Below are 16,686 nucleotides of genomic sequence, written 5' to 3'. Positions count from 1 at the left end.
GGCGGTCGCGCGACGTCCGACCAGGGTCGCAGAGTTCACCGGGCACGATGGGACCGAAGTCGTACTGATGCCCTAGCATGAGCGAATGACCCACGTACTGCTAGCGGAGGACGACCCGGCGATTGCCGAACCTTTGGCGCGCGCACTGACACGTGAGGGTTACAACGTCGTCGTCCAAGGAACTGGTCAAGGGGCGATCGACTCGGCCAGCGGTGCGGACATCGTGGTGCTCGATCTGGGCCTTCCGGACATGGACGGCCTCGACGTCGCACGCGAGATCCGTCACAAGGGCCTGACCACGCCCGTGCTCGTGCTCACCGCGCGCGCCGACGAGGTCGACCTCGTCGTGGGGCTCGACGCGGGCGCCGACGACTACGTCACCAAGCCGTTCCGCCTCGCGGAGCTCCTCGCCCGGGTCCGGGCGCTCCTGCGCCGCTCGCACGGCGAGCAGGTCGACGAGGAGGAGCTCGCGGCGCAGGACGTCCGCATCGACGTCTCCGCGCACCGGGCGTTCCAGGGCGAGCGGGAGCTCCACCTGACCACCAAGGAGTTCGAGCTGCTGCGCGTGCTCGTCGCGAGCGCGGGCTCGGTCGTCGTCCGCGACGCCCTGATGCGCGACGTGTGGGGCTCGGAGCCCGTCGGCTCGACGAAGACGCTCGACATGCACGTGTCGTGGCTGCGCCGCAAGCTCGGCGACGACGCCAACGCGCCGCGCTACATCTCGACCGTCCGGGGCCTCGGCTTCCGCTTCGAGACCGGCGAGAGCTGACCGTCCCCTGACGGGACGAGGGACACGGGGAGCGAGGAGCAGCGTGCGGCGTCGGATGCTGCAGGCGACGGTGGCGGCCGTGGCCGTCGCCGTGATCCTCCTCGGGTTCCCCCTCGCCTTCTACGGCGCCCGGTTCGTGCTCCAGGGCGAGGTCGACGACCTCTCCTCGCGCGTCGAGCGCCTCTCCCGGTCCATCGACGCGCGCCTCGCGACGGGTGACGAGATCCCGGACCACGTCATCGAGGACGCGGTCCAGCCCCGCGCGAGCGACCCCCCGGCGCACGTCTACGTCGCGCTGCCCGACGGCACGGTGCTCACGGCGGGCGACGAGGTCACGGGCCGCGAGATCGAGCAGCCCCTGCACTCCGACTCCGGCGCGCTCGTGACCCTCACCGTCTCCTACTGGGACGCCTACCTCCGGGCCGCGCAGGTCGTGCTGCTCGTCGTGGCCGCGGCGATCGTCGCGTTCGCGGCGGGCATCGGGATGGCCGTGTGGCAGGCGAACCGCATCGCCGCGCCGCTCGTGTATCTCGCGGCGTCGGCGGAGCAGCTCGGCTCGGGGCAGGTGCGCCCACGGCTCGAACCCTCGGGCGTCGAGGAGATCGACCTCGTCGCCGCCGAGCTCGCGCGCAGCTCCGACCGGCTCGCGGGCCGGCTCGCCGCGGAGCGCCAGTTCGCGGCGGACGCGTCGCACCAGCTCCGCACGCCCCTCACGGCCCTGAGCATGCGGCTCGAGGAGATCTCCCTCGCGTCCGACGACCCGGCCGTCCAGGAGGAGGCGCGGATCTCTCTCGAGCAGGTCGAGCGCCTCGTCGGCGTCGTCGACGACCTCCTCGCGTCGTCGCGGCGCGCGCAGGGCGGGACGACGGAGGCGGTGAGCCTGCTCGACGTCGTGCACCAGCAGGAGGAGGAGTGGGTGCCGACGTTCGCGAAGGCGGGGCGCCGGCTCGTCGTCGACGTGCCGCCCGAGTACCAGGTGCTCGCGACGCCCGGCGCGCTCGCGCAGGTGCTGGCCACGCTCATCGAGAACTCCCTCAAGCACGGCGGCGGCACGACGACCGTCCGCGCGCGCCCGTCCGGCACGAGCGGCGCCATCGTCACCGAGGTGTCCGACGAGGGCGCGGGCGTCCCCGACGACCTCGCGCCGCGCATCTTCGAGCGCGAGGTCACCTCGGGCGCGGGGACCGGCCTCGGCCTCGCGCTCGCCCGGGACCTCGCCGCGTCCGACGGCGGCCGCCTGGAGCTCGCGCAGCGTCGGCCCGCGGTCTTCGCGCTCTTCCTCGCGGGGGTGCCGCGGCGCCTCGACCCGCGCGTCGTGCTGCCGACGGGGACGGTGGTCGCGGCCGGCGGTCGGCGTCGGCGTCGACGCGGCTGACGCGTCCGGGACGTGGGCGGCTCAGTCGGCCCGCACGTCCGCTGGTGGGCGGGCCGCGTCGTCGGCGGTCTTCGCCGGGGTCGCGGCGTCGGGGCGGTCTCCCGTGAAGACGAGGTGGCGGTACGCCACGTAGCGGAACGCCGTGCCCAGGGCGAGCCCCACGACGTTCGCCGAGACGTTCTTGGCGAGCGGCGACGTCAGCCCGAGCGCGTACGTCGAGATCGCGAGGCACCCCACGGCGATGAGCATGCCGCCCACGTTGACGACGACGAACGCCGCGAGCTCGCGCCCGCGCGACTGCGTGCGCCGGTCCGAGAACGTCCAGTACCGGTTGCCGACCCACGCCACGAGCGTCGCGACGGCGACGGAGACGATCTTCGCGGTGAGCGGCTTGTGCCCGAGGAGCTCGCCCGGGCCGAAGCTGAGCAGGTTGAACAGGCCCAGGTCGACGACGTACGCGAGCGCGCCGACCGACCCGAACTTCGCGAGCTCGCGGACCCGGGCGAGGACGCGCTCGCGGCGCGACCCGGACGTCGCGGACGTCTCCGCTCGCCGGTCCAGGTCGCTCACCACCCCTCGAGGCTACCGGCCGGTCCTGGGCCTTGCCCGGGTGCTGTCGGTCCTCCGTCCGACGGGCGGTCCGAGGAGGGCCGCCCCGCGGCCAGGCACTAGGGTGGGTGCACGTGGCAGCCCCAGTGATCGCCGTGGTCGGCGGAGGACAGCTCGCACGCATGATGGCCCCCGCGGCCGGAGAGCTCGGCGTGCACCTTCGCGTGCTCGTGGAGGCCGCGGACTCGTCCGCGGCCCAGGTCGTCGTGGACGCGCCCGTCGGCGTCGCGTCCGACGAGGCCGCGGTCCGCTCCCTCATCGCCCCCGCGGGCGCCGCCCCGGCGGACGTCCTGACGTTCGAGCACGAGCACGTCCCGAACGCGCTGCTCACCGACCTCCTCGAGCACGGCACGCCCGTGCGCCCGGGCCCGGACGCGCTCGTCCACGCCCAGGACAAGATCGTCATGCGGCGCCGGCTCACCGAGCTCGGCGTGCCGTGCCCGCGCTGGGCCGCGCTCCCCACGGACCCGACGGCGGCGCGGGCAGCGCTCACCGGCTTCCTCGCCGAGGTCGGGGGCGAGGCCGTGGTGAAGACGGCGCGCGGCGGGTACGACGGCAAGGGCGTCCGCGTGGTCTCGGCCGCGGAGGGCGGCCCCGAGCAGGTGGCGGAGTGGATCGAGGCCGCCGCAACGGACGGCCCCGAGCTCCTCGTCGAGGAGAAGGTCCCGTTCGCGCGCGAGCTCGCCGTGCTCGTCGCCCGGCGCCCGAGCGGCGGCGCGGACGGGCGGGGCGAGGTGCGCACGTGGCCCGTCGTGGAGTCGATCCAGCGCGACGGCGTGTGCGCCGAGGTGATCGCGCCCGCGCCCGGTCTGACCGACGGCGAGGCGCAGCGTGCGCGCGACGCCGCCGTGCGGATCGCCGAGGGGCTCGGCGTCACGGGGGTGCTCGCGGTCGAGATGTTCGAGGTCGCGGGGGAGGACGGCCCGCGCGTGCTCGTGAACGAGCTCGCGATGCGTCCCCACAACTCCGGCCACTGGACGATCGACGGCGCGATGACGAGCCAGTTCGAGCAGCACCTGCGGGCCGTCCTGGACCTCCCGCTCGGCGACACCGCGGCGACCGCGCGCTGGACCGTGATGGCGAACGTCCTCGGCTCGACTTTCGACGAGCTCACCGACGCGCTGCCCGACGTCCTCGCCGCGTTCCCCGACGCCCGGGTCAACCTCTACGGCAAGGGCGTGCGCCGCGGGCGCAAGCTCGGCCACGTCAACGTGAGCGGCGACGACCTGGACGACGTCCGGCGCCGGGCGCTGGCCGCCGCCGCGACCCTGCGGGGCGAGCGCCCCGCGACCGACCCGAGCGAGGAGCGCGCATGAGCCAGAACCCCGTCGTCGGCATCGTCATGGGGTCGGACTCCGACTGGCCCGTCATGGAGGCCGCCGCCGACGCGCTGGCCGAGTTCGACGTGCCCGTCGAGGTCGACGTCGTCTCCGCCCACCGGATGCCCGTCGAGATGATCGACTACGGCCGCACCGCCGCGGAGCGCGGCCTGCGCGTGATCGTCGCGGGCGCCGGGGGAGCGGCCCACCTGCCGGGCATGCTCGCCGCCGTCACGCCCCTGCCCGTCATCGGCGTCCCGGTGCCGCTGCGCCACCTCGACGGCATGGACTCGCTGCTGTCGATCGTCCAGATGCCCGCGGGCGTCCCCGTCGCGACGGTGTCCGTCGGCGGCGCGCGCAACGCGGGCCTGCTCGCCGCGCGCATCCTCGCCGCGGGCACCGACGACGACGCCGCGCGGCTGCGCGAGCGCATGGTGGCCTTCCAGGCAGACCTGGGGGAGCAGGCTCGTGCCAAGGGTGCGCGACTGCGGGCGGCGCGCTCCGGCCTCTGAAGCCTCGGGCGCCACCGGCGTGGTCCGTTTCGGGGCACGCGCGCCGACCGGGTAGCCTCGAACGGATCCTCGGCGACGCGAGGAGCGGGTGCGGTGCGCCCGCCGGGGGAACGCGTCGGCGAGGCCGCCGCCCCCTCGACAAGGATGACCAGCATGACCCCACCCCCCTGGGCCGCCGGCCTCTCGGAGGCCCGCGCCAGCGGTGCGGTCGCGCCGGTGCGCCGGCACGCGCGGCCTCGCGGGGCCGGTGCGCCCGCGACGGCCGGGTACCGTCACGACCTGGACGGCCTGCGCGCCGTGGCCGTGCTGCTGGTCGCCGTCTACCACGTGTGGGTGCACCGCGTCTCCGGCGGCGTGGACGTCTTCCTCATGCTCTCGGGGTTCTTCGTCGGCGGGGGACTGCTCCGGAGCTTCGCCCGGGGGGCGCCCGTCCGCCTGCGCGACTATCTACCCCGGCTTGCCCGGCGCCTGCTGCCGGCTCTCGTCGTCGTGCTCGCGGCGGTGCTCGTCGCCAGCATGGTGTGGCTGCCGCGTACCCGGTGGGGCGACGTCTCGGGAGAGACCCTCGCCTCGCTCCTCTACGTGGAGAACTGGCGGCTGGCCGTCGGCGAGCACACCTACGGTGCCGCGGACGCGATGCAGAGCCCGCTCCAGCACGTGTGGTCGCTGTCGGTCCAGGGCCAGGTCTTCGTCGGGGTCCCGCTCCTGCTGCTCGCGGTCTGGTGGTGCACCCGTCGGTGGGCGTCGCCCGCTCGGCTCTCGGCGGTGCACGCGACGGTGGTCGTCCTCGCCGTCGCGTCGTTCTTCTACGCCCTCGTCTCCGTGCGTCTCGACCAGTCGTTCGCGTACTACGACACCTTCGCCCGGTTGTGGGAGTACCTCACGGGGACGCTGCTCGCGCTCGCGGTCGTGCGCGCGCGGGTCTCGCGCGGGTGGAGCGTCGTCGGCGGGTGGGTCGGCGTCGCGGTCCTGCTCGCCGCCGGTCTCGTCGTGGACGGCGGCTCGTCCTTCCCCGGCCCCGCGGCGCTCGTGCCCGTCGCCGGTGCCGCGCTCGTCGTGCTCGCCGGTGCGACGTCCGACGGACGGCTCCCGCGGGGCTCCGTCTCCCGCCTCCTCGCGTCGACGCCCGTCGCGCGGGCGGGCGGCTACGCCTACACCTTCTACCTGTGGCACTGGCCGGTGCTCGTGTTCGCGATCGTCGTGCGCGACCGGCCCGTGGGGTGGCTCGCGGGCACCGCGGTGCTGCTCGTCGCCGGGGCGCTCGCCTACGCGACCCGGCGCTGGGTCGAGGTCCCGCTCCGTTCGGCCACGCCACGTCCCCGGACCGACGGGCTGCGCGGCCTGCGAGTCGCGGTCGCGGTCGCGGCCGCGCTCGCCGTCGCGCTGCCGCTGGGGTGGTTCGGCCAGCTCGAGATCCAACGGCGGTCGTTCAGCACCGTGGACACCGCGAGCTTCGAGGGGTTCCCGGGGGCGATGGAGGTGGCCGCGCCAGGGGTCTTCTCCGTCGAGAAGGACGCCACGCCGGTCCCCGACCCCGTGACCGCACCGTTCGACGTGGCGCTGCCGACACGGGACGAGTGCGTCACCTACAACGAGGACACGACCGTGGTGCGGTGCACCTACGGCGACGAGACGGCGCGGACGGTCGTCGCGGTCGTCGGCAACTCCCACGCGGAGCAGTGGGTCGACGCCCTGTCCGGGATCGGCTCCGTGTCGGGGTTCCGGGTCGTGACCTACCTCAAGGGCGGGTGCCCGTTCTCGCTGGACACCCCGGAGGAGAACCCGTGGCAGTCCTGCCGGGACTGGAACACCGAGGTGGTCGAGGAGCTCGTCGAGTCGCCGCCCGACGCGGTCTTCACCATCGGGACGCGGTACTCGTGGAACGACGACAGCATCCCGGGCAACGAGTTCGTGCCGCCGGGGTACGTGCGGGCCTGGGAGGCCCTCGACGCCGTGGGCGTCCAGGTGGTCGCCCTCCGCGACACGCCGTGGCTGCTGGAGTCGGCTCCGGACTGCGTCGCCGTCAGCAACGACCCGACGGTCTGCGCCGTCGAGGCGACCAGCGTGCTCGACGTGCGGAGCCCGGCCGACGACATGGAGCTGCCCGCCAACGTCGCGCTCGTCGATCTCAACGACATCGTGTGCTTCGACGGGGTGTGTCCCTACGTGCAGGGCAATCGCATGGTCTATCGGGACAACAACCACCTGACGCAGGCGTACGTCCGCTCCATCGCCCCGGTGCTCGAGGAACGCGTGCGGGACGTGCTGCCGGTCTTCTGACCCCGTCCGTGGTCCGCTACTGCGGCAGCCCGCCCACCTGGCCGGGTGCGAGGTTGCCGTCGCGGATGTCGACCCAGAACTGGCCGACCGTCTCGGGGTCGAGCTGCACGGTCGCCCCCAGGTTGCCGCCGGGGCGGAAGTCGGGGTTCGAGATCGGTGGGGTGCCGGTGATGCCGTCCGGCCCGTTGGCCTTGCGGAACGCGAGCGCGAGCTTGCCCAGGTCCACGACGCCGGTCTTCTCGTCGACGGTGAGCGCCCCCAGCCCGGAGTCGAGGAGCGAGACCTGGTCGCCCGGGCGGAAGAGGATGCTGGGGTTCGCGGCCTGCGAGCTGATCGCGCCGATGACCTGGCGCTGGCGCTCGGCCCGCCCGATGTCGCCCTTCGGGTCGGAGTACCGCATCCGCGAGAACGCGAGCGCCGTGTGCCCGTCGGCGACGTGGCAGCCCGCTGTCCAGACGAGCTCGCTCTTCGGGTCGTCCACGTCGTAGTCGAGGCACAGCTCGACCCCGCCGACGGCGTCCACGATCCCCTCGACACCGCCGAACCCCACCTCGACGTAGTGGTCCACCGTGAGACCGGTGAGCTGCTCGACGGTCTGCACCAGCAGCGCCGGGCCGCCCCAGGAGTACGCCGAGTTCAGCTTGCTCGACCCGTTCCCCGGGATCTCCGCGTACGTGTCGCGCGGCAGGCTGATGAGCGCGACCGGGCCGCTCGGGGGTGCGTGGAGGACCATGATCGTGTCGGTGCGCGCGCCCTCGGTGCCGTCCTCGCTGATGCCGTCGCCCCGCGCGTCCGACCCGGCGAGCAGGTAGGTGTTGCCGGCGGTGCCGGGAGCGCCGGAGAGCGCCTCCACGTGCTGGATCTTGCCGTTGGCCCAGATGAGCAGGCCGACGGGCCACGCGAGGATCGCGACGATGACGACGCCGGCGACGAGGCCGACGACGCGGCCCTTGCGGACGCGGAAGCCGCCGCGACGAGAGGGCCCGAGGGCCGACGGGGGCCGCCCGCCGCCCGGACCGCCGGGCCCGGCCGGGCGCGGACGAGAGGCCGCCGTGGAACGGCCCGGGCTCGCGGTCGCGGCGCGTGCGCTCGCGTGCGGGGACGACGAGACGCGAGCGGGTGCCGAGCGCTCGGCAGAGCGCGCCGGTGCGACGGACGGAGGCAGCGCCGTCGCGGCGGGCTCGCTCCGGGAGCGCGTGCGTCCGGCGGGCGGCACAGGCGGCGGCGTCCCCTTGCGAGCCGGGGTCACCGGGATCTCTCGCGACGACTGACGTCGGATGCGCGGCTCGGCCCGGACGGCGTCGTCGGGAACCGACCGCGCCGGCGGCCGGGGGCGACCGCTGTTCCCGACGGCGATCGCGTCGTCGGCCGACGAGGGCCGGGGCGAGCGACCGCCCTGGGGCGTGAAGCTCGGCGGCAAGGACCGGGGGTCGCGTGGGTCGGTCATGGGGTCACCCGCACTGCGAGGTCTGGTCGGCGGCGGAGAACGCCTCCTTGCCGGCTTCCTTCGACTGCACCGGCGCCGGGTCGGTGGCGGCCGGGTCCGGCGCGGGGGCGTCGTCTCCCTCCGTGACCGGCGGGGCGTCGGTCACGCTGTCGTCCGCCGGCGGGGAGGCCGGTGCAGCGGGCGCGACGATCGGCTCGTCGGCGCGCACCTTCGCCCACAGCTCGTCGGCCTCCGAGGTCCAGACGACCTTCGCGTCGGGGTCCCGCGGGTCCGGCGCGTTCGGAACGGTCATGAAGGTGATGTTGCCACTGGTCGCGCCCTGGAGGCTGAAGGCGAGCCCGGCGAGGCTCGGGATCGACGAGAGGTTGTCGCTCATCGTCAGCGACTTGGTGCCCGCGTCCACGAACCCGTAGATCTGCCCGAGGTCCGAGAGCAGGTTCTTCGACAGCACCTGGTTGACCGTCGCGGCGAGGAGCTGCTGCTGGCGGCCGATGCGGCTGAGGTCCGACCCGTCTCCGACCCCGTAGCGTGCCCGGGCGAACCCGAGCGCCTGGGCGCCGTCGAGCGTCTGCCACCCGGCGGCGAGCTGCAGGTCGGCCTTGGGGGAGTCGATCGCCTCGGGGATGCAGATGGGAACGCCGCCGATCGCGGTCACCATGTTCTGGAAGCCCGCGAAGTCCACGACGACGAAGCCGTCGACGTACACGTCGGTGAGGCTCTCGACGGTCTGCACCGTGCACGCCGCGGCGGAGTCGACGTCCCCGCCGACCGTCGCCCCGTCGGCGAACGCGGCGTTGAAGCGCGTGTTCGCCGGCGCGGTCTTCTTCCCGTTCGTCGTGGTGCACGCCGGCACGTCGACGCGCGAGTCGCGCGGGATCGAGATCATCTCCACGCGCGAGCGGTCGGCAGAGACGTGCACGAGGATCGTGGTGTCCGAGCGCATGCCCTCGACGCCCTCGACCTCGTGGCCGTTCTCCCCTCCGCGTGCGTCGGAGCCCATGACCAGGACGTTGAGCGGCTTGCCGGCGTTGGGGTCGCTGGGGTCGGGGACGGTCTGCTCCGGCCGGTCCTCCACCAGCTCCAGCGCGTTCGACGACGTGATGTTGCCCTGGATGCTCGTCAGCGCCGTCGCCCCCCCGACGGCCCCGAACGCGAGCACCGCCGTCGCCACCATGCCGACGGTGCGTGCCACCCGGTGGGTGCGCAGCGTCCGCGCGTGCGCGGGCCCGCGCGGCGGCGCGGAGGCTGCCGCGGCGCGGTCCTGGGCTCGGGTGCGGGATGTCACGGGAGTCGAGCATAGGCCGCCCCTGCAACGGCGCGGCGCCCGCGCGGAGCGCGGGTGGTGGAGGACTTGTGCAGGCGGACGGCCCGGCGCCCCGGGGCGGCGCTGGAGCCCGGTCGCGGTCCGGTAGCCTGCTCGTCGTGTCGAGAACGGGTGGGGTGTCCGCCGAGCCCCGGGTGGTCGCGGTGGTCGTGGCGTACAACCGGCGCGACCTGCTCGTCGAGTCGCTCGACGCCCTCGCGGGGCAGACGCGCGCCGTCGACGCGGTGCTCGTGGTGGACAACCGCTCGGACGACGACTCCGCCGTCGTCGCCAGCGAGCACCCCGTCGGCGCGACCGTCCTCGAGATGTCGCGCAACACGGGCGGCGCGGGCGGCTTCGCGGCCGGGATAGCGCACGCCGTCGAGTCGATGGACGCGGACCTGGTCTGGCTCATGGACGACGACACGATCCCCTTGCCCGGTGCGCTCGAGGCGCTCCTCGAGGCGAGGGCTGCCTACCCGGGGCCCGTCGCGCTCCTGGGCAGCCGCGTCGTCTGGCACGACGGCCGCGAGCACCCGATGAACACTCCCCGCACGAGGCCCGGAGCCTCGCCCCGCGCCCTGTCGCGCGCGGCGGAGGCCGGCTCGCTCCCGGTGCGGTCGTCGTCCTTCGTCTCGATGCTGGTCGACGCCCGGGCCGTCCGGCACCACGGGCTGCCCGTCGCCGACTACTTCATCTGGAACGACGACTTCGAGTTCTCGTGCCGCCTCCTGCGGCACGGGACCGGCCTGTACGTCCCCGGCTCCGTCGTGGAGCACCGGACACGGACCTTCGGCGCGACCGACGTCGACCCGGGCGAGCGCTTCTACTACGAGGTGCGCAACAAGCTCTGGATGCTGCTTCGCTCGCCCGCTCTCGCACCCGAGGAGCGCGTGCTGTACGCGGGGTCGTCCGCGCGGCGGTGGGCTCGTACCTTCGCCCGGTCGTCGCGGCGCTCGGTCCTGGTGCGCTCGGCCGCGCGCGGCCTCCGGGACGGCCTCGTGCGCGGCCCGCGTCCGACGTCGCAGGTGCTGGCGGGCGCGACGCCCTGGGGAGACGAGGTCGTCGCGATCGAGGACGGCGTGCGGACGGGGGGACGGTGAGCGCCCCGTTCTCGGTGCTGCTCCCGGTCTACCGCGGGGACGTCGTCGCGCAGCTCCGCCGCTCCTTCGAGTCGGTCACCGCGGAGCAGACCCGGCAGCCGGCGCAGGTGGTCATCGTGCGTGACGGTCCCGTCGGCCCCGAGCTCCGCGCACTCCTCGCGGCCCTGCCCGCCCGGTCGCCGGTCCCGGTGGAGCTGGTCGAGCTCGAGCGGAACGTCGGGCTCGCGCTCGCGCTCGAGGCGGGCCTCGAGCGCTGCGCGCACGAGATCGTCGCCCGGCAGGACGCCGACGACATCAGCCGTCCGGCCCGGTTCGAGCGGCAGATTCCCCTCGTCGAGTCGGGGCTGGACATCGTCGGATCGGCGATCGAGGAGTTCGAGGACGAGTCGGAGGACGAGGGCGTCGCCGAGGGCCACCTGGTGCGGGTCCCGCCGCTCACCGGTGCGGAGATCGAGCGCGCCGTCCGCTTCCGCTCGCCGTTCAACCACCCGTCGGTCGTCTACCGCCGGTCGGCCGTCGCCGCGGCCGGAGGCTACGAGGACCTCCCGCTCATGGAGGACTACTGGCTGTTCGCCCGCATGATCGCGGGCGGTGCTGCCACGGCCAACGTCCCGGAGCCGCTCGTCCTCTACCGGGTGGGTGCCGGGTCGTACTCCCGTCGCGGGGGGACACGGCTGCTGCGCTCGGAGCTCGAGCTCCAGCGTCGGCTGCGGAGCATCGGGATCACGACCCCGGCCCAGGAGCTGCGGAACTCGGTCGTCCGCGGGGGCTACCGGCTCGTGCCGGAGGCCGTGCGTCGTCGTGCCTACGGGGCCTACACCCACCGCAAGCACGGCGGGGGATGAGAGCGAGCAGGGGCGTCGTCCGAGGACCGACGCCCCGGCCACCGGCGCGACGGCACCTGCGGGCCCGGTGCACCGCCCGAGCGGGCGCCCGAGGTGAAGGTTCGGTGAGGGAAGCCGGCCCCCGACCCCGGCGTCCGAGCGCGCGCCGCCTGCACGCTAGGCTTTGGTGGCTGCAAAACCAACTGAGGAGTGTGTGTGGACGCGGATCTTGTCGTCGTGGGTTCAGGCTTCTTCGGCTTGACCGTCGCTGAGCGGATCGCCGAGGAGCACGGCCGGAAGGTCCTGGTCATCGATCGGCGGAGCCACATCGGCGGCAACGCCTACAGCGAGCCGGAGCAGTCGACGGGGATCGAGGTCCACCGGTACGGCGCCCACCTCTTCCACACCTCCAACGAGCGGGTGTGGGAGTACGTGAACCGCTTCACGGCGTTCACGAGCTACGTCCACCGCGTGTACACCACGCACCGGGGCGAGGTCTTCCCGATGCCGATCAACCTCGGCACGATCAACCAGTTCTTCCGGTCGGCGCACGGACCGGACGCCGCGCGGGCGCTGGTCAAGGAGCTCTCGGCGGAGCTGGGGGACAAGAAGCCGGAGAACCTCGACGAGCAGGGCGTGTCCCTCATCGGCCGACCGCTGTACGAGGCGTTCATCCGGGAGTACACCGCCAAGCAGTGGCAGACCGACCCCCGCGACCTCCCGGCGTCGATCATCTCCCGGCTGCCCGTGCGTTACACGTACGACAACCGCTACTTCAACGACACGCACGAGGGTCTGCCGGTCGACGGCTACACGGCGTGGATCGAGCGCATGGCGGACCACAAGAACATCGAGGTCCGGCTCGGCGTGGACTTCTTCGACGAGTCCCAGCCGGTGAGCAAGGGCAACGTCGTCGGCAACGTGCCGGTCGTCTACACGGGTCCGGTCGACCGCTACTTCGACTACGCCGAGGGCGACCTCTCGTGGCGCACGCTCGACTTCGAGGAAGAGGTGCTCCCCGTCGGCGACTTCCAGGGCACCCCGGTGATGAACTACGCCGACGCCGACGTGCCGTACACCCGCATCCACGAGTTCCGGCACTTCCACCCCGAGCGGGACTACCCCACGGACAAGACCGTGATCATGCGGGAGTTCTCCCGCTTCGCGGAGAAGGCGGACGAGCCGTACTACCCCGTGAACACGGCGGCGGACCGTGCGCGCCTGCTCGCGTACCGCGACCTCGCGGCCGGTGAGAAGGACGTCCTCTTCGGCGGCCGGCTCGGCACGTACAAGTACCTGGACATGCACATGGCCATCGGTTCGGCACTGTCGATGGTCGACAACAAGCTCGCTCCGCACTTCGCCCGCGGGACGAGCATCGAGAGCGGGGGCGTTGACGCATGAGCACCCAGACCCAGCAGACCGCGACGGACGAAGCGGCCGAGAGCGTCGAGCACCGGATCGTCCAGCGCGTGATCCTCCCGATCGAGGCCGACTCCGACAGCCTCCCGCTGTACGTCGAGGCGGGCGAGATGCGGGCTCGGCAGATCCAGACCGACCTCGAGTCCCTGTGGAGCCGGTCGCAGCAGAGCGACTCGTTCTCCCGCTCGAGCGAGCAGGTCCGGTCGCAGGACATCAACGGGCGTTTCTCCATGCTCGTCCGCCCCGGCCGCCGCATCTCCTTCGCGACCTACTTCAACGCCTTCCCGGCCAGCTACTGGCGCCGCTGGACCGTCGTGGAGTCCGTCCGCCTCACCGTGGCCACCTCGGGTCCCGGCTCCGTGACGGTGTACCGCTCGAACGCCCGCGGGGTCCAGCAGCGCGTCACGTCGGTCCAGGTGTCCGGCGACACGACGACGGACCTCGACCTCTCGCTCGCCCAGTTCGGCGACGGCGGCTGGTACTGGTTCGACCTGATCGGGGGGGCGGAGCCGTTGCTCCTCTCCCACGCCGAGTGGTCCGTGGACGCGGCCGCCCGCCGCGAGGGCACGACGAGCGTCGGCATCACCACGTTCAACCGCGCGGACTACTGCCTCGAGACCATCCGGACGGTGGCGGAGAGCCCCGAGGTGCGCGAGATCCTCGACGAGCTGATCGTCGTCGACCAGGGCACCCAGCGCGTGCGCGACCAGGACGGCTTCCCGGAGCTCGAGGCCGAGATGGGCCCGCAGCTCAAGCTCGTCGAGCAGGGCAACATCGGCGGCTCGGGCGGCTTCTCCCGCGGCATGTACGAGACGCTGCAGTCGGGGAAGAGCGACTACGTCATCCTGCTCGACGACGACATCGTGCTCGAGCCCGAGAGCATCCTTCGGCTGGTGAGCTTCGCGGACTTCACGCGCAAGCCGACCATCGTCGGCGGGCACATGTTCGACATGTACAACCGGTCGGTGCTGCACACCTTCGGCGAGGTCGTCGAGCCGTGGCGCATCCAGCCGGGGCTCCCGCACGCGGACATGGAGAACGGCCACGACTTCGGATCCTCGGGCCTGCGTGCGACGCCATGGCTCCACCGCCGTGTCGACGTGGACTACAACGGCTGGTGGATGTGCCTGATCCCGGTCGAGGTGATCCGCGAGATCGGGCTCTCGCTGCCGGTCTTCATCAAGTGGGACGACGCGGAGTATGGTCTGCGCGCTCGTGCGCACGGCTACCCGACCGTCTCTCTGCCGGGTGCGGCCGTCTGGCACGTCTCGTGGGCGGACAAGGACGACCTCGTCGGGTGGCAGGCGTACTTCCACGAGCGCAACCGCCTCATCACGACCCTCCTGTACTCCCTGTACGAGCGCGGTGGGCGCGTCCTCCGCGAGTCGACGTACATGGACGTCAAGCACCTCATCTCCATGCAGTACTTCTCCGAGCGCGGACGACTCATGGCGATGCGCGACGTGCTCGCCGGGCCGGAGCAGCTGCACGGGATCATCGGCTCCAAGCTGCCCGAGATCCGTGGCATGGTGCAGGACTTCAGCGACGCGCGGTACGCGCCCGACGCGGACGCCTTCCCGGCGCCGGCGCCGAGCAAGCCGCGCAACAAGGGCCGTGGGGTCCAGATGCCGAGCCGGGTGGCGCTCGTGCCGTGGGCGGCCAAGACGATGGTGCGCCAGATCGTCGTGCCCGTCGACGACGAGCGGGCCGACCGCCCGCAGACCCTCGTGTCCCACCAGGACGCGCGCTGGTGGCGGCTGTCGCAGTACGACAGCGCCATCGTGTCCAACGCCGAGGGCACGGGTGCGTCCTGGCACCGCCGGGACCCCCGGGTCGTCCGCGAGATGCTCACGGAGGGTCTGAAGCTGCACGCGCAGCTCTTCGCACGATGGGCCGAGCTCCGCAGCGCCTACCGTGACGCGCTTCCCGTGATCACCTCGGTGGAGGAGTGGGAGCGCACGTTCGCGGCCAACCCCCCTGCACAGCGGTGAGCACGGCCGCCGCAGAAGAGCGCCCTCTGGTCGAGCCCGGTCGCGGGCACGGGCTCCTCGACGTCGTCAGGCACAGGTTCCTCCTGCGTCTCGTCGTCAAGAAGGAGCTGCGTGTCCGCTACCGGGGCTCGGTCCTCGGGATGCTCTGGTCCTACGTCAAGCCGGCGGTCCAGTTCATCGTCTTCTACCTCGCGCTCGGGCTGTTCCTCGGCCTGAGCAAGGGGGTCGAGGACTACGCCGTCTACCTCTTCTCGGGGATCGTCGTCGTCAACTTCTTCGGCGAGGGATTCTCGAACGCCACGCGCTCGGTCGTCGGCAACGCCGCGCTCGTGCGGAAGATCTACCTCCCGCGCGAGCTGTTCCCGGTCTCGTCGCTGTGGGTCTCCGCGGTGCACTTCTTCCCGCAGCTGCTCGTGCTCCTCGTCGGGGCGATCTTGTTCGGCTGGCGTCCCAACGCCGCCGAGCTGGGCGCGGGGCTGCTGGGCTTCTGCATCGTCGCGGTGCTCGCCCTGGGTCTCGGACTGCTGTTCGGCGCGGTCAACGTGTTCTACCGCGACGCCGAGAACTTCGTCGACCTCATCGTCATGGTCGCGACCTGGCTCAGCCCGGTGCTGTACCCGTGGCAGGCGGTGCGCGACGTCGTGCCCGAGTGGTTGTTCGTCGTCTACCAGCTCAACCCTCTCACCGCGGCGGTCGAGCTGTTCCACTACGCGTTCTGGTACCCGGGGACCACGAGCGGCACGGTCGAGATGCCGCCGCACCTGTGGCTGTTCGCGGTCGCAGGGCTCGTCATCTCGCTCCTGGTGCTGTTCGCCGGGCAGTCCGTCTTCAAGCGTCTCGAGGGGCGCTTCGCACAGGAGCTGTAGGACATGGTGTCAAGCATCGAGGTGCGAGGCGTCGAGAAGACGTTCACGCTCCGGCACAACCGCTCCCTCAAGGAGCTCGCGATGTCGTCGATCCGGCGCCAGCGTCTGGCGGACGAGTTCGTCGCGCTCAGCACGCTGGACCTGACCATCGACGAGGGCGAGACGGTCGCGCTCCTGGGCTTCAACGGGTCAGGCAAGTCGACGCTGCTCAAGCTCATCTCCGGTGTGCTGAAGCCCGACCGGGGCACCGTGCGGACCCGCGGCCGGGTCGCCGGGCTCATCGAGGTCGGTGCGGGCTTCCACCCGGACCTCAGCGGGCGGGAGAACGTCTACCTGAACGGTGCGATCCTCGGCATGTCCGAGGAGGACATCACCCGACGGTTCGACGACATCGTCGCGTTCAGCGAGATCGAGCGGTTCATCGACACCGAGGTGAAGTTCTACTCCTCGGGCATGTTCCTCCGGCTCGCCTTCGCGGTGGCGGTGCACAGCGACCCCGAGGTGTTCCTCATCGACGAGATCCTCGCGGTGGGCGACGAGCCGTTCCAGCGCAAGTGCCTCGACCGCGTGCGTTCGCTGCGCGACGAGGGACGCACGCTGGTGATCGTCAGCCACGACCTCGACATGGTCGCCAAGCTGTGCGACCGGGGCGTCCTCCTCGAGGGCGGGGTGCTGACCGGGGACGGGCCGACGGTGGAGATCGTCGAGCGCATGAGGTCGTCGCACTGACGGAGTGACGCCGGGGACGACGCCGGCAGAGGACGCCGAGCGGTCCGCCTACGGGTGGGCCGCTCGGCGTCGTCGTGCTGCGCGCCGCCGGGTCGACACCCGCCACGCGCGGGGCCCCGTCGCTCGTCGCCGTGCGA

14 protein-coding genes are annotated in these 16,686 nt (G+C 72.7%); 11 read left to right on the top strand and 3 right to left on the bottom strand.

What is annotated here, in order from left to right; genetic code table 11:
* The first annotated feature begins 85 nt into the window (after positions 1 to 85).
* On the top strand, positions 86 to 769 hold the full coding sequence (locus tag E1O70_RS13245; protein WP_031316534.1) for a response regulator transcription factor: 684 nt from the start codon (positions 86 to 88) through the stop codon (positions 767 to 769).
* A gap of 43 nt (positions 770 to 812) precedes the next feature.
* On the top strand, positions 813 to 2,144 hold the full coding sequence (locus E1O70_RS13240; protein WP_061267480.1) for an ATP-binding protein: 1,332 nt from the start codon (positions 813 to 815) through the stop codon (positions 2,142 to 2,144).
* 21 nt (positions 2,145 to 2,165) lie between these two features.
* Here the strand turns inward: E1O70_RS13240 and E1O70_RS13235 are convergent, their stop codons facing one another.
* Positions 2,166 to 2,717, bottom strand: coding sequence for a GtrA family protein (locus tag E1O70_RS13235; RefSeq protein ID WP_061267481.1), 552 nt, complete (start codon positions 2,715 to 2,717; stop codon positions 2,166 to 2,168).
* A 110-nt stretch (positions 2,718 to 2,827) separates the two neighbouring features.
* On the opposite strand from E1O70_RS13235, the gene E1O70_RS13230 reads away from it, so the two are divergent.
* The 3 genes from E1O70_RS13230 to E1O70_RS13220 all read left to right on the top strand — a co-directional run bounded on the left by E1O70_RS13230 (position 2,828) and on the right by E1O70_RS13220 (position 6,864).
* Positions 2,828 to 4,069: a 5-(carboxyamino)imidazole ribonucleotide synthase gene (locus E1O70_RS13230; RefSeq protein WP_061267525.1), complete on the top strand. Its 1,242-nt coding sequence runs from the start codon at positions 2,828 to 2,830 to the stop codon at positions 4,067 to 4,069.
* On the top strand, positions 4,066 to 4,584 hold the full coding sequence (gene purE, locus E1O70_RS13225) for a 5-(carboxyamino)imidazole ribonucleotide mutase (protein ID WP_061267482.1): 519 nt from the start codon (positions 4,066 to 4,068) through the stop codon (positions 4,582 to 4,584). The genes E1O70_RS13230 and purE overlap by 4 nt, the downstream gene beginning before the upstream one ends.
* Before the next feature lie 153 nt (positions 4,585 to 4,737).
* Positions 4,738 to 6,864, top strand: coding sequence for an acyltransferase family protein (locus tag E1O70_RS13220; RefSeq protein ID WP_061267483.1), 2,127 nt, complete (start codon positions 4,738 to 4,740; stop codon positions 6,862 to 6,864).
* Between the two features lie 16 nt (positions 6,865 to 6,880).
* Here E1O70_RS13220 and E1O70_RS13215 read toward each other — a convergent pair whose 3' ends face one another.
* Both E1O70_RS13215 and E1O70_RS13210 read right to left on the bottom strand, forming a co-directional pair.
* Positions 6,881 to 8,311 (bottom strand): LCP family protein, encoded by a 1,431-nt coding sequence (locus E1O70_RS13215; RefSeq protein ID WP_082774383.1) that lies wholly within the window; start codon positions 8,309 to 8,311, stop codon positions 6,881 to 6,883.
* A gap of 4 nt (positions 8,312 to 8,315) precedes the next feature.
* Positions 8,316 to 9,596, bottom strand: coding sequence for an LCP family protein (locus E1O70_RS13210; RefSeq protein ID WP_240696696.1), 1,281 nt, complete (start codon positions 9,594 to 9,596; stop codon positions 8,316 to 8,318).
* A 137-nt stretch (positions 9,597 to 9,733) separates the two neighbouring features.
* On the opposite strand from E1O70_RS13210, the gene E1O70_RS13205 reads away from it, so the two are divergent.
* From E1O70_RS13205 to E1O70_RS13180, 6 genes are all read left to right on the top strand, one after another.
* Positions 9,734 to 10,717, top strand: a complete 984-nt coding sequence (locus tag E1O70_RS13205; protein WP_240696695.1) for a glycosyltransferase — start codon at positions 9,734 to 9,736, stop codon at positions 10,715 to 10,717.
* Complete coding sequence (locus E1O70_RS13200; RefSeq protein WP_061267484.1) at positions 10,714 to 11,562, top strand: glycosyltransferase; 849 nt, start codon at positions 10,714 to 10,716, stop codon at positions 11,560 to 11,562. The genes E1O70_RS13205 and E1O70_RS13200 overlap by 4 nt, the downstream gene beginning before the upstream one ends.
* 195 nt (positions 11,563 to 11,757) lie before the next feature.
* Positions 11,758 to 12,945 carry a UDP-galactopyranose mutase gene (glf, locus tag E1O70_RS13195; protein WP_061267485.1) on the top strand — a complete coding sequence of 396 codons (1,188 nt, stop codon included), beginning with the start codon at positions 11,758 to 11,760 and terminating at the stop codon, positions 12,943 to 12,945.
* Positions 12,942 to 14,954 carry a glycosyltransferase gene (locus E1O70_RS13190; protein ID WP_061267486.1) on the top strand — a complete coding sequence of 671 codons (2,013 nt, stop codon included), beginning with the start codon at positions 12,942 to 12,944 and terminating at the stop codon, positions 14,952 to 14,954. The genes glf and E1O70_RS13190 overlap by 4 nt, the downstream gene beginning before the upstream one ends.
* Positions 14,951 to 15,820 (top strand): ABC transporter permease, encoded by an 870-nt coding sequence (locus E1O70_RS13185; RefSeq protein WP_061267487.1) that lies wholly within the window; start codon positions 14,951 to 14,953, stop codon positions 15,818 to 15,820. Before E1O70_RS13190 ends, E1O70_RS13185 begins: the two co-directional genes overlap by 4 nt.
* A gap of 3 nt (positions 15,821 to 15,823) precedes the next feature.
* On the top strand, positions 15,824 to 16,549 hold the full coding sequence (locus tag E1O70_RS13180; protein WP_061267488.1) for an ABC transporter ATP-binding protein: 726 nt from the start codon (positions 15,824 to 15,826) through the stop codon (positions 16,547 to 16,549).
* Positions 16,550 to 16,686 lie beyond the last annotated feature (137 nt).

Source organism: Cellulosimicrobium funkei (assembly GCF_004519295.1).
GTDB lineage: Bacteria > Actinomycetota > Actinomycetes > Actinomycetales > Cellulomonadaceae > Cellulosimicrobium > Cellulosimicrobium funkei.
Note: the sequence above shows the minus strand (reverse complement) of the source record. Positions and strands in the feature narration are given on the sequence as shown.